The 12239-nt window shown below is 56.1% G+C and carries 12 protein-coding genes, 4 tRNA genes and 1 pseudogene; all 17 read right to left on the bottom strand.

The features are described 5' to 3' along the window. A partial coding sequence (locus tag GXP52_07265) for a hypothetical protein (protein ID NOY87086.1) occupies positions 1-110 on the bottom strand: 110 nt, incomplete at its 3' end. Between the two features lie 32 nt (positions 111-142). Beyond that, positions 143-514, bottom strand: a pseudogene (locus GXP52_07270) (GTP-binding protein). A 98-nt stretch (positions 515-612) separates the two neighbouring features. Further along, positions 613-687, bottom strand: a tRNA-Thr gene (locus GXP52_07275). Between the two features lie 9 nt (positions 688-696). Further along, positions 697-773 (bottom strand) — tRNA-Gly (locus GXP52_07280). Positions 774-974: 201 nt separating this feature from the next. After that, positions 975-1059: transfer RNA gene (locus GXP52_07285), tRNA-Tyr, on the bottom strand. 60 nt (positions 1060-1119) lie between these two features. Then, positions 1120-1194: transfer RNA gene (locus tag GXP52_07290), tRNA-Thr, on the bottom strand. 146 nt (positions 1195-1340) lie between these two features. After that, on the bottom strand, positions 1341-2105 hold the full coding sequence (gene rlmB / locus GXP52_07295) for a 23S rRNA (guanosine(2251)-2'-O)-methyltransferase RlmB (protein NOY87087.1): 765 nt from the start codon (positions 2103-2105) through the stop codon (positions 1341-1343). Positions 2106-2300: 195 nt separating this feature from the next. Next, positions 2301-3770, bottom strand: coding sequence for a cysteine--tRNA ligase (locus tag GXP52_07300; GenBank protein ID NOY87088.1), 1470 nt, complete (start codon positions 3768-3770; stop codon positions 2301-2303). A 192-nt stretch (positions 3771-3962) separates the two neighbouring features. Continuing rightward, the gene (locus GXP52_07305; GenBank protein ID NOY87089.1) at positions 3963-4454 is read right to left on the bottom strand and encodes a 2-C-methyl-D-erythritol 2,4-cyclodiphosphate synthase; all 492 of its coding nucleotides are present in this window, start codon (positions 4452-4454) and stop codon (positions 3963-3965) included. Continuing rightward, positions 4447-5157, bottom strand: a complete 711-nt coding sequence (gene ispD / locus GXP52_07310) for a 2-C-methyl-D-erythritol 4-phosphate cytidylyltransferase (GenBank protein ID NOY87090.1) — start codon at positions 5155-5157, stop codon at positions 4447-4449. Before ispD ends, GXP52_07305 begins: the two co-directional genes overlap by 8 nt. A gap of 15 nt (positions 5158-5172) precedes the next feature. Continuing rightward, positions 5173-6177, bottom strand: a complete 1005-nt coding sequence (locus tag GXP52_07315; protein ID NOY87091.1) for an HD domain-containing protein — start codon at positions 6175-6177, stop codon at positions 5173-5175. 313 nt (positions 6178-6490) lie between these two features. Beyond that, positions 6491-8098 carry a GAF domain-containing protein gene (locus tag GXP52_07320; GenBank protein NOY87092.1) on the bottom strand — a complete coding sequence of 536 codons (1608 nt, stop codon included), beginning with the start codon at positions 8096-8098 and terminating at the stop codon, positions 6491-6493. 1 nt (position 8099) lies between these two features. Continuing rightward, positions 8100-9287 (bottom strand): M28 family peptidase, encoded by a 1188-nt coding sequence (locus GXP52_07325; GenBank protein NOY87093.1) that lies wholly within the window; start codon positions 9285-9287, stop codon positions 8100-8102. After that, positions 9265-9813 (bottom strand): tetratricopeptide repeat protein, encoded by a 549-nt coding sequence (locus tag GXP52_07330; GenBank protein ID NOY87094.1) that lies wholly within the window; start codon positions 9811-9813, stop codon positions 9265-9267. Before GXP52_07330 ends, GXP52_07325 begins: the two co-directional genes overlap by 23 nt. A gap of 128 nt (positions 9814-9941) precedes the next feature. Next, positions 9942-10742 carry an ATP-dependent sacrificial sulfur transferase LarE gene (larE, locus tag GXP52_07335; GenBank protein ID NOY87095.1) on the bottom strand — a complete coding sequence of 267 codons (801 nt, stop codon included), beginning with the start codon at positions 10740-10742 and terminating at the stop codon, positions 9942-9944. Positions 10743-10864: 122 nt separating this feature from the next. Continuing rightward, the gene (locus tag GXP52_07340) at positions 10865-11326 is read right to left on the bottom strand and encodes an Rrf2 family transcriptional regulator (protein NOY87096.1); all 462 of its coding nucleotides are present in this window, start codon (positions 11324-11326) and stop codon (positions 10865-10867) included. A 255-nt stretch (positions 11327-11581) separates the two neighbouring features. After that, positions 11582-12235 carry an endonuclease V gene (locus GXP52_07345; protein NOY87097.1) on the bottom strand — a complete coding sequence of 218 codons (654 nt, stop codon included), beginning with the start codon at positions 12233-12235 and terminating at the stop codon, positions 11582-11584. Between the last annotated feature and the right edge of the window lie 4 nt (positions 12236-12239).

The following is a 12239-nucleotide window of genomic DNA, read 5'->3' on the forward strand; positions in this document are numbered from 1 at the left end:
GCCAAAACCTTGGTAATCGCCGCAGTCAACGTCGTCTTGCCGTGGTCAACATGGCCAATCGTGCCAATGTTAACGTGCGGCTTGCTGCGATCAAACTTTTCCTTGCCCATTTTCTTTCTCCGTAATCCTTGTCAGCCACTAACCGGGCCAGCAGAATGTGCTCCCGCGTCTGGGGCATGGGACCGTCGGCCGCCGACACAACCAGTATCGCTCCATCCATCTGAGCCGCACCGGTGATCATGTTCTTCACATAATCGGCGTGACCGGGGCAGTCCACATGAGCGTAGTGACGGTTCGCCGTCTCGTACTCCACGTGAGCCGTCGCGATGGTGATGCCGCGCTCCCGCTCCTCTGGTGCCTTGTCAATCTCGTCAAAGGGAACAAACTCCGCCAGCTGACTGTTGGCCAGACACTTCGTTATCGCTGCCGTCAACGTCGTCTTGCCGTGGTCAACGTGGCCTATGGTTCCTACGTTAATGTGCGGCTTCGTCCTCTCATACTTCGCCTTAGCCATCTTCTCCTCCTTGAGCTAACCGTACCGGATGGAGCGGCACCTGCCTGCCTCTTCCTTATTAAAGGCCCCCCTCGCAAAGAGCCCTCCCAAAAATCCCGTGGAGCCCACGGCCGGGATTGAACCGGCGGCCTCTTCCTTACCAAGGAAGTGCTCCACCACTGAGCTACGTGGGCAAAATGTTCTGGAGCGGGAAACGGGACTCGAACCCGCGACCCTCAGCTTGGAAGGCTGACGCTCTAGCCAACTGAGCTATTCCCGCTTACCTCAAAAACTCCAATTTCCAACCTGTTACGTCCAGAGAGCGAAACACACCGCCTCTTGAAAACCTCCACCTGCAGGCCATCAAAGCTTTCAAGAACTGTTTTATCAAACCAGCGGTCAATCAATGATAGTGTCGTAAAAAGTCCATCAATGACTTTTTGCGAAGTCATCAATCAATCGTGCCGGTGAATATTCCAAATGGTGGGGAGGAGTGGATTCGAACCACTGTAGGCAGCGCCAACGGGTTTACAGCCCGTCCCCTTTAGCCACTCGGGCACCTCCCCTGAAATCCTCCTGAGCCCCCATATAAATCGGCCGGATATTGCCCGGTCCACTATCCTAGTTGGAGCTGGCGATGGGACTCGAACCCGCAACCTGCGCATTACAAATGCGCTGCTCTACCATTGAGCTACGCCAGCGAAACCACGAGTTGCGCGAGTTCCGTTTCTGCCTCGTTCGGGTCGACTCTTTTGCCTCTTCCAGGTAGATACCACCCAATAAAAGAATAACACGCTTATTTAGAAGGTCGGCCCCTGTTTGTCAAGTTTTTTTTCCGTGGATTCTATCAGGGTCCCCCTTCTCCCGCTGCAGCCTGCCTCCTTCCGGCCGTCACATGATAGAGAACAATGCCCGCGGCCACGGACACATTGAGTGACCCTACGGTTCCGGATCCTGGAATCGAGACCACCAGATCGCATCGCTTCTGGACCCCCTTGCCCAAACCGCGATCCTCTCCTCCCAGAACCAGGACGATTTTGCCGGTTACGTTCTTCCATTCACCGAGGGCGACACCCCCGGTTTCTACGCCGACCACCTGGTATCCTGATGATTTCAGGCGTCCGCACGCCCATGCCGCACCGGAAATCACAGCGATCGGCAGACTTTCCATGGCCCCCGCCGATGTTCGGGACGCAGACGCGCTGAGGGGCGACGAGCCTTTTCCCGGAATCATAAGGGCCCTGCCGCCGAGGAAGGACATGCACCGGGCGATAGCGCCCAGGTTTCGCGGATCCTCAATACCGACGCACAGAACAAGCAGATCCTGGCCCCCGGGGGGGTCGAACCTCAATATCTCTTCCAGTGCGAACACAGGGAGAGGACCGCACTCCAGTACAACGCCCTGATGTTTAGCGCTCCCCGCGACCTTGGAGAGCTCGGCGGGTTCTCCCCTGCGGACAGGGATATTCAGACCGCGGGCTATGCGTTCGAACTCCCGGGTCTCTGCCTTTCGCGATATCAAAAGGCGGTACAGGGCCCTGCGGCGATGGCGCAACGCTTCCAAAACGGCCTGACGACCGGTCAGGATCTGGGTCTCTTCGCTATCCATCATCACTTCAGTTCCAGAGTCCAGAGTCCAGAGTCCAGAGTCCAGAGTCCAGAGTCCAGAGAAACAGACCAATGTCCAACGTCCAACGAGCAATGCGCAGCGAGGTCATTCTTACTCCCTTACTTCGAAACTTCGAGACTGTTGTCTTCCGCACCCGCGTCTGCTCTTCCCCTCTGGACTCTGGACTATTTTCCCCCGTCAGGCTTTCCGCCCAATGGGCACCAGAACCGGCCCCTGGGGGGTATCCTGGACGGTGAAACCCAGATCGGCGATCCGGCCCCTCAGTCGGTCGGCTTGGGCCCAGTCCTTCTCTTTTCTCGCCGCATCCCTCCGGACTGCCAGGGCCATAGCCTCTTGAAAATTGCCGTCCCCGGTCCTCCGGCCCGCACCCAGATAGGCCGCCCCCTCATCAAGGCCGGCCTCAAAGAGCCCCAGCGGACCGCCAAGCCGGGTGAAAAACCGGTCCATTTCTCCTTTCCACGCCCCCGATACCGAGTGCCCCTCCGAGTCGGCCCTGTCCAGCACACTGTTGATGACCGGAAGAACCGAAAAGAGGTGTCCCAGCGCTGCCGCGGAGTTGAAGTCGTCGTCCATAGCCCGGATGAAAGCCGGTTCGGCCTCCTCCTCAAGAACCCTGAGAGACTCCGCCTCCGCCCTGTCCGGCTCACGATCATCCGGCACATAGCGACCCGCCCTGGCGAAAAGATTCATGAACCTCTCGTACCTGACCCGGGCCTCGTCCAGGTTCCGGTCTGAAAAATCCAGGGGACTCCGGTAATGGGTCGACAGGAGGAACAGGCGGATGACCGGCGCGGAAAACTTTTCCAGTACCTCCCGGATGGTGAAGAAGTTGCCGAGCGATTTGGACATCTTCTCGCTGTCGACATTGACGAAGCCGTTGTGCATCCAATACCTGACGAACTCCTTGCCGGCTGCGGCCTCGGACTGGGCGATCTCGTTTTCGTGGTGAGGAAAGATGAGGTCTTTCCCGCCCCCGTGGATGTCGAAGGGCTGACCCAGCAGAGCGGATGACATGGCCGAACACTCAATATGCCAGCCGGGACGCCCCCGCCCCCAGGGGCTGTTCCACCAGGGCTCGCCCGGCTTCGATGATTTCCAGAGGGCGAAATCCAGGGGATCTTTCTTTCGCTCATCAACCTCTATCCTGGCCCCTGCCCTCATATCGTCCGGATCTCTCCCGGAAAGCCTGCCGTACGGCTTGAACCTCGCGACCTCGAAGTAGACATCCCCCTCAATCTCGTACCCGTAGCCCTTATCCACGAGGCGTCGGACCAGTTTTATGATATCCCCAATGTGCCCCGTAGCTCTGGGTACGTGGTCCGCCCGCCTTACCCCAAGCGCCTCCATGTCCTCATCGTGGGCACTAATGTAGGTCTCGGCGATCCTCTTCCAGTTCCGACCTTCCTCACTGCTCTTTTTAATGATCTTGTCGTCAATGTCGGTGTAGTTCCTGACGAAGGTCACATCGTAGCCTTTGAACTCCATGTACCTTCGGACCGTGTCAAACGCCACTGCGGCCCTGGCGTGCCCGATGTGACAGTAGTCGTAGACCGTCACACCGCAGGTGTAGATGCCCACCTTGGGAGGATTTATGGGAGCGAACTCCTCTTTCCGTCCTGTCAGGGTGTTGTAAATGCGAAGGGTCATAGAAACTCCTGGGATAAGTGACTATTTCACAGTCCAGAGTCCACAGTCCAGAGTCCAGAGTCCAGAGTCCACAGTCCAGAGGGGAGCCTGGAAACAGGATCCGGGATTTAGGGTCTGGGGTCTAGGATATTTCTATACTTCCATATTCCCACATAGCCCATTGCCTATAGCCCATTGCCTATTGCCCATTGCCTATTGCCTGTTTTTCTTCCTGATCAGGGCGACGGCAATGGCCGCAAGACCCTCCCCCCGCCCCACAAACCCCATCCCCTCACCAGTTGTAGCCTTAATATTAACCGTGCCCGGTCCCAATCCGGCGTCTTCCAGTTTCTCGATCATCCGGGGAATGAACGGGGCCATCTTCGGACTCTCGGCAAGGAGGGTGGCATCCGCGTTGACGGCCTCCCAACCATCCTCCCTCAGCAGGTCCAGGACTTCCTTAAGCAACTCAAGGCTGTCAGCCCCTCTGTACATGTCATCGGTGTCGGGGAAATGCCCCCCCAAATCGCCCATGCCCGCCGCACCCAGGAGGGCATCCATGAGCGCATGGGTAAGAACGTCCGCGTCCGAATGTCCTTCCAGGCCCATCTCATAAGGGATACGCACACCTCCAAGGATAAGATCCCTGCCCTCGACCAGTCTATGAGAGTCAAAGCCGATACCCATGCGGGTCCGGTCACCCATTACCCGGCCCTCCCCCCTGAAGAATCCGCCTTGCCGGCTCCAGGTCGTCCAAAGTCGTAATCTTGATGTTTCTTGGATCTCCCTCCACGAGCCTGACCTCATGACCCGTCTCCTCAATCAGGGACGCGTCGTCGGTGGCGGAAAAACTCCCCTTCATCGCCCTCTTGTGGGCCGCCAGGATTAAATCCCGATGGAAGGCCTGGGGTGTCTGGGCCAGATACACCCTCTCCCTTCTTATGGTGGCGGTTACCGTCTCACCCCCATCATCGGAAATTTTTACGGTATCCGTAGCCGGAATCGCAGCGAGAGCGGCCCCCCACTTGACCGCCCCGGCCAGTACATCGCCGATCAAGCGCTCCGATACAAAAGGCCTGCCTCCATCATGTATCAGAACAATGTCCCGATCCGCCGGGATCCTCAAAAGCAGCTCCCCCACGGTGTGCTGCCTCTTTCCACCCCCGCCGATAACAGAGACCTCATCCTGGAGTGAATATTTCCGGACGATCTCCCTCACGCACAGGTCAACCTCATTCGGACGAACGGCAACGGTAATGGAATCGATGTGGTGGCTTTTGAGGAGTGATCTCAAGGTACGGACGAGGAGGGGCACACCCGAAATGTCCAGGTATGCCTTGCTGTAGCCCAACCCCATTCGGACCGCAGAGCCGGCGGCAGGTACGATGGTGTAAACGCGTCCTCGCATAAAGTCGATTCCAATCTAAAAAAGCTTCCCCTGATCGTCGGCTGCCGGTTTCGCGGCGGGATTCTCCAGGACACCCGGTTTTTCATCCCCGGGGAACAGGAAGAATCTGCCTAGCCCCCTGACATACTCCCCTGGAGAATCTCCCGGTCCATCCCGGGATGACAACCGCGACGCCCTGAGCATGTCCAGTTTCGCGTCCAGGTCATCAGCATAATGGACCACCAGCGCTTCAGGGGTTGAAGGGGCTTTGGGCGAGCCCAGTTCCAGTTTACCGTGATGGCTGAGGATGATGTGGTATAGTTCTATGGCGAGGTCTTCAGGAAAGCCCGGAACCTTTTCAATATAGCCCTTCAGCATGGGGATCCCCAAAGATATATGACCCATGAGTCGACCCTCTGTGGAAACCTGGAAAGTGCGGGCAGCCTCGTACTCCCGAATCTTCCCGATGTCATGCAGAAGCCCTCCTGCAATGAGGATATCCGGTCTCAGCCACGTGTATTTCTCTCCCACCGCACAGGCCATCCCGCATACCCCAAGGCTGTGTTCCGCGAGTCCCCCGATACGGGCGTGATGCATTGTAACTGCCGCCGGGGAACGAAGAAAGGCTTTCATAAAAGCGCCATCTCTTCCAACCGCTGTGAAAAGAGCCTTGAGGCTTTCATTATCAATTCTTTTTACCCATTTTCTCCACATCATCCCCAGTTCTTCCTCCGAAAATGTCGACGACGGATAGAGAGAACGCGGATCAACGCCGGATGTCTCCTTTAAAATCTTCTCCACCTTGAGCTGGATTCGGTCCTGGTAGAGAACGGCGGTGCCCGAGGCGTTTACCGGATCGCCGGGAAGAAGAGACGGAAGAGTTTCCATGTCGGTATCCCAGAGACGTCCCTCAAAATCCTGCTGGGGAGTTCCGAGGGTCAAGGAGACGAAGGGATTCCCGCCCCTCGTTTTCCCGGAAGAGATCGCCTTGAGAAGAAAGGTCCGATTAAACCTTTCGTTTTCCTTAAACAGTGTTGTCATATCGCCTCGTCCTTAACAAAGAAGGTTCATTCCGGAAATGAGTACCTGAAAGTCCATTTACCACAGCGTGACCGTTCAAAGGTCACACCACAGGGTTATTACACAGGGTAAAACCAGTAATTTTTTATTCAGGTTATACTCTTTAAAACCCTCCTTTAAAACCCCGTGGTGCAATCTGCAAGCGGCTGCACTGTGGTGAAACAATGCGCACTGTTACGGTGTAAATACATACAGGGAACGCATTAATCAGATGAGCCCAAAAAGATTCACACAGCGGCCATTATAAAGTGATTAGGGAGGGGTGGCCAGCACCCTACTCCCTGATCATCTGGATGGAAAGGACCATGGCCACGTGGCGCGCGAAAAACTCCAACAGGTTGATGGTCTCGGGCGGGATAGGCCTGTGGGTATACTTCCTGTCCGCGCCGATGACGCCAACTACCTTTTCCTCATGGCTTTTGAGCGGAACGATGACAAAGATTCGGGATCGTACAGCGGGAATTCTGCTGTACGGATCGGCCAGTCGATATTCTGGTGGAACGGGCTTATTGCCGTCAAAATAGATAGTTTTTCCGTCTCGAAAAGCTTTGGATATGGCACCGCCTCTCTCATCCATGGGAACCTTGATCCTGTCCTGGGGATAGTTTTTTATACCGACGGAAGTCTTGCACTCGAGCATTCCCGTCCTCCAATTCGGCATGAAGAGATTGAGGCGATCCAGCTCGAAAAGCTCCTTGGCCATGATCTCCTGGATCCCCTGGATAACCGGTCCTATCTCCCTGTGGGACAGAAAAGCCCGACTAAGTTCGAACTGGAACTCCTGAAGACGCATCAGATTACGATTGCTCTCTGAAAGCCTTTCGTTGGATGTTACAAGCCTTTTCCTCAAGCGGTGAAGCTCCAGTTCACTCTCCACGCTGTGCATGAGGGCGGAAAGAACTCCCGTTTTATCTTTTTCCGGCTTAACCTGTCCTTCCGGAAAGATGAGAATAAGGGTTACGGACGAACGGTTCTCATGGCAATGGGCAAACCCGAGGAGTACGGCCTTCCCGGCAGCCGGCAAATCAACCTGCCTCTCCAGGCCCTCACAGCCGAATTCCGGACAAAGCCCCTTATCCCTTATCAACCTTATGACGGGGGAGGGAGGGTTTCCCCATGACCGGACGACCACCTGGCCTCTTTCGGGATTTCTCCTGTTCAGTAGGAAGATCCAGGGGGCATCACTGATTCGGCGGACATATTTGAATACAATATTATATAACTTCTCATAATCGTCGACTCCACGGACATCGAGAACGAACTCGTGCAGGATGGTGATCTCTGCCAGTCGCTTTTCCCCAACGGCGTTGGCCTTCTCAAGGGCCGCCGTGTAGCGTCGAACCTCGTCGTGGGTCGCGGCGAGTTCCTGGGCCAGTCGCTCCGCCCGTTCTCTTTCCTCAATGGACCTTTGGGCGATGATCCTGAGGAGGAGCGCCAAAAACAGGAACAGGCAGCCCCTCATTACAAGATCAAACCAATAGGCCTGATCCCAGGTTGAGAGAATGGATGTGAGGTAAACCACCGTGCTGACGGCTGAAATGATCAGGATCTGCGACCATTTGACGAAAGGCGCCCTTAAGGCCAGGATGAAATACAGGAACAGGTAGAACTCGCTGTCGGCCCCCCCCGTCAGATAGATCAGGAACCCGACAAAAAGGATATCGAGGTAAACCAGAAATTCCCTCTCCCCGGAGTCGGCCCGGCGTCCAAACTGGTTCCACAGATAGACGCCGGCCGAGAAGACGAGGTACCCCAGCACGATTATCCTTACGCCTGCCACACCCATGGGATGTCTGGTGAAAAGTGTCCACAGGAAAACACCAACCGCAAAAACGGATCGTACCAGGAACCGCTGTGCCCACGGCGGAACCCGATGTTCCATCTTAATCCATCTCCAGGAAGATCCGCCTCAGTGACTCGGTAACCAGTGACATGGTCGGATAATCAACGTTAAAGGCGTTGTCGATAATGGAATGGCGGATGTAATTGGGATAATCGGACAACCAGAGGGATGGAACACCGCGATGGGCGAACGGGGTATGGTTGCTTTTTCCGGTTTTGGAACGTACACGCTCGGCAGTGTAACCGAGGTCCTGCAGCACATCACAGGCCAGGCGGGAAAGCCCATTATCCATCACGGCGTCTCTGTCGCGCGTGATGACGCAGAGGTTGGGCCATCCCACGGCGTCAAGGTTCACCACGCAGGATGTCGCCTTGAGGAGGTTGGCCCTGTATCGCTGGGCCGCAAACTGTTCCGCACCGACACATCCCTCCTCCTCGCAGTCGGCGAAAAGATAACGGACCTTGACCGGAAGATCCCGCCCGTATCCGGCCCGGATAAAAGCGAGCATGACGGCAACGCCGGAGGCATCATCGCTGGCTCCGGGGGTGTGGGGTCTGGTATCGTAATGGGCGGTGAGAAGGGCATGACGCCCGTTGTCCCCCCCGTACCCGGCCTCCAGATTCCGGCACCGGATTCTTCGCCTCTTCGATCTGTTATGGAGCCTGACCCTGCCGCCGCCCGCATCAATCACCCGGCGGGCCACCGACTTGTGTATGGCGAAACCGGGGATGGGGGCAAGGCTGTAGTCGCATGCTCCCGAATACAGTTCATCAAAATAGTCATTGTACCAGATCAGGGCCGGAGCGCCCCTCATGGCCGCCTCCCGGATCTTGGTTGTCTCATGACTTTTCCAGAGCATGGTAAGATGGACCTTGCCCTCGGTATCGTCCAGAGACTCGTAATCCTCCTCACGCGCGTGCCCAACCGGAAGGATCTCGGACTCCATCCTTCGGATTGAAGGGGCTCCAATCCCCGGAAGTGTCTCGACCTTTTCGTACCCCTGTCCGGTATCGATCTCAAGGGACCACTTGTGTGGGATATGGATGTCAACCGTAAACGGTTGAACGTTCACCCACAGCCCCCATGAACGCAGTGTCCGCTGAAGATAGTCAAAAGCCTTACCGTGTCCCTTGCCGCCGATAAACCGATCGGGAAAATCCAGACTGAGCCTGTGTATGTAGGATTTCAGTTGTTCTTCCACGGATTTACCTGCCGTCCTCTCCGCCATTCAACTCACCAAGGAGCTTCTCCAGCGCCTGTCGCATCCGCTTATCGGAAGCTGGTGTGAGGCGCAGAGCCATGGCGGCCCCTTTCCGCGCTTCCTCAACATTCCCCATGGCCTTAAGGATCCGGGCACGCGTATCCAGATAAGGGTAAAGGGGGAAAGGAGCCATTTCAATAGCTTTTTCAATATGATAAAGAGCTGCTCCATTGTAGCCCAGGCCGGATTCCACCCATGCCAGGTTGTTCCAGACGGCCGGGTCATCCTCGCCCTTTTCAATAGATCGGCGGTATTCCTCCGCCGCCATCTCCAGATCACCGCTTGAATGAAACATGTCCCCCAGCATCGCATAGGCCTCAGGACGTTCAGGCCGGTCGGCCACCGCCCCCGAAAGAACCTCTTTGGCACGCTGGTTCTCGGCGGACCGGATGTACCCTGCGGCGAGCGTCAACCGGTTTTCGTAGCTCGTCTCCGCGGCGACCGGGTGCCTGACACCGGCGCATCCATAGAACGCCGCAAGTAAAAGGGACATGAAGATGAGAATGCTCCAGGTCAACAGACGCCGGCCTGATGGATGATGGATGGGGCGGTAATCCGGACCACGGTTGTCCGGAAGCGTGAAAAAGGTCGGACAAGGTTGCAAAGGAGCACCCCGACTATCTAATCAACAGGCGGTAAGACCTCATCCATGCTTCCCGAACGGAAACCCTGCAGATCAAAGGTAATATAGCGAAATCCGATCTCTTTAAAGGCGGAAACTATTCCCTCCCTGGTCTCCTCTCGAACAAGATCCCCGATTCGGTCGACGGGCACCTCCACCCTTGCCACGTCACCATGGACCCTGATCCTTGCAACGTCAAAACCCAACGATTTCAGGTACTTTTCACCCCCGTCCACCTTACCGACAGCCTCCAGGCTGATGGGATTTCCATAGGGGAAGCGGGTCGCAAGGCAAGGCGATGACGGCCGATCCCAGGTTGACATCCCCAACCTCCTGCTTTCCGACCTGATCTGATCCTTGGTCAGTCCGGCTTCGCGAAGGGGGCTCCGGATTCCCAGTTCCTCGAGGGCTCTGATACCCGGTCTGTACTCTCCGCCGTCATCGGCGTTGGTACCGTCCAGGATCCAGGAGATGCGCTTGCGCTTTGCCATCTCGGACAGGTGGGTAAATATGATTTTCTTGCACAGATAGCATCTGTCCGGCATATTGCGGGCGACACCCTGGTCCTCCAGAGGATCCAGTTGGACGGAACTGACCTGGACCCCCCATGAATGGGCAAGTTCCAGCGCCTCTTCCGCTTCCCCCCGTGGGAGCAGAGGACTGTGGACCGTCACCGCGAGTACCGAATCCCTGCCGAGAACATCCACAGCGTAACGAAGCAGGAAGGAGCTGTCTACACCGCCGGAGAAGGCCACCAGCGCCCGACGGACATCCCGGAGGATGGAACAAAGCCGTATCATCCCGGGGCTGGGACGGCCATAAGGATTACCATGAGGGTGTCTATCGTTCATTGTTCCGGTCCTCGAAAGGGGAACATGGAAAGCCACGGACGGGATTATCTGCGGACCGCGTTGTGGTCCCGTCAGATGTTATACGTGTACGGATGGTCGTACTCCCTCTCTACACCCAGATCTTTTGCCTCATTGCAGAGGTTGGCAATGGTAATGGTGTCGAAGAACTTCTCGATCTGCCCGCTGATCTTGGCCCACATGACCGTCGCGACGCAGTCATCTTTACGTGGACACTTCCTGCGAGAGCTATCGCCGACGCAAAAGACCAACTCAAACGGGCCTTCCGTAGCACGGATGATGTCGCCCATGGTAATCTGGGACGGTTCTTTCAGCAGAAAATAGCCGCCGCTCGGCCCCCTCTTGCTCCCCAGGATGCCGGCCTTTTTGAGCTTCTGAAAAATCTGTTCCAGATACCTCGGGCTGATCTGCTGCCTTCTTGAAATATCCTTGATCTGTGACGGAAGCCCGACGGAGTGATATGCAATGTCGAACAGGGCTCTGACGCCATAACGGCTCTTGGTAGAAAGTCTCATGGACAAAATAATCCCCCCTTTTCAGTTATTATCCAACCACGAAGGGTATTTTCTTCCATTTAATTCGTCAAGCACATTTTCAGGCTCCCGAAACCAGGGTCTTGTATCCGGGGGTCCAGGACACTTCGATACATCCATATCTTGATACCTCCACACTCCCATACCACCTTTTCGTCCCCCGCGTCCGCTTCTCCTCTCTGGACACTGGACTCTGGACTACTGGACCCTGGACTCTGGACTAACTATATTCCGCTTCTACTCCCGGGTAAGTTTGTGGGCGAGTCTGGTCGGCTCCGGCAATCGATAGCCTTCCAGACACATCATGGTACCCTTCAGCGCATCCTCCGGATCGAGGAGGTGGCCCGGAGAAATATAAATGGGCCTGCACCCCTTTTTTGATCTCACCACATATCCCACAAGCCTCTCCCTTATTGTCAAAGGTTCATATCCACCAACCCTGTACCCTGGATCACGGTGTTCTCCCACGAGACGGCTCTTGGCACATCCGATGGTGGGAATACCGGTAAGGATTCCGATGTGGGAAGCCAACCCCAGGCCTCTGGGGTGTGCTATTCCCTGTCCATCTACGATGATCGCATCCGGTGGCGGCATCCGGCGCAGAACAGGCAGGAGAGGTGGAACCTCCCTGAAGGATAAAAGGCCCGGGATATAGGGAAACATGGTCTTTCCCTCGTGTCTCAATGATAGGATTTTTTTGAATTCCGGGATTGTCAGGAGGATGCCCGCCGCGATAAACCGGCCGGTGGATCGCTGGTAGGAAACATCGATTCCCAGTACGGTTTTCAACTGTGGAAGTGGTCCACCGGTGACCATTTCCGCCATTTCCAGCTGGATATGACGCGCCTCCCCCGGAGTCAGGTCCCATCTGTGAAGGGATTGAATATCCATAGGG

The sequence above is a fragment of the Deltaproteobacteria bacterium genome (genome assembly GCA_013151915.1).
GTDB lineage: Bacteria > BMS3Abin14 > BMS3Abin14 > BMS3Abin14 > BMS3Abin14 > BMS3ABIN14.

Bases quoted from the DNA above. Each gene is read 5' to 3' on its own strand.
- rlmB (NOY87087.1), bottom strand. From the start codon at position 2,105: ATGATGGATAGCGAAGAGACCCAGATCCTGACCGGTCGTCAGGCCGTT.
- GXP52_07300 (NOY87088.1), bottom strand. From the start codon at position 3,770: ATGACCCTTCGCATTTACAACACCCTGACAGGACGGAAAGAGGAGTTC.
- GXP52_07305 (NOY87089.1), bottom strand. From the start codon at position 4,454: ATGGGTGACCGGACCCGCATGGGTATCGGCTTTGACTCTCATAGACTG.
- ispD (NOY87090.1), bottom strand. From the start codon at position 5,157: ATGCGAGGACGCGTTTACACCATCGTACCTGCCGCCGGCTCTGCGGTC.
- GXP52_07315 (NOY87091.1), bottom strand. From the start codon at position 6,177: ATGACAACACTGTTTAAGGAAAACGAAAGGTTTAATCGGACCTTTCTT.
- GXP52_07320 (NOY87092.1), bottom strand. From the start codon at position 8,098: ATGGAACATCGGGTTCCGCCGTGGGCACAGCGGTTCCTGGTACGATCC.
- GXP52_07325 (NOY87093.1), bottom strand. From the start codon at position 9,287: ATGGCGGAGAGGACGGCAGGTAAATCCGTGGAAGAACAACTGAAATCC.
- GXP52_07330 (NOY87094.1), bottom strand. From the start codon at position 9,813: ATGTCCCTTTTACTTGCGGCGTTCTATGGATGCGCCGGTGTCAGGCAC.
- larE (NOY87095.1), bottom strand. From the start codon at position 10,742: ATGATACGGCTTTGTTCCATCCTCCGGGATGTCCGTCGGGCGCTGGTG.
- GXP52_07340 (NOY87096.1), bottom strand. From the start codon at position 11,326: ATGAGACTTTCTACCAAGAGCCGTTATGGCGTCAGAGCCCTGTTCGAC.
- GXP52_07345 (NOY87097.1), bottom strand. From the start codon at position 12,235: ATGGATATTCAATCCCTTCACAGATGGGACCTGACTCCGGGGGAGGCG.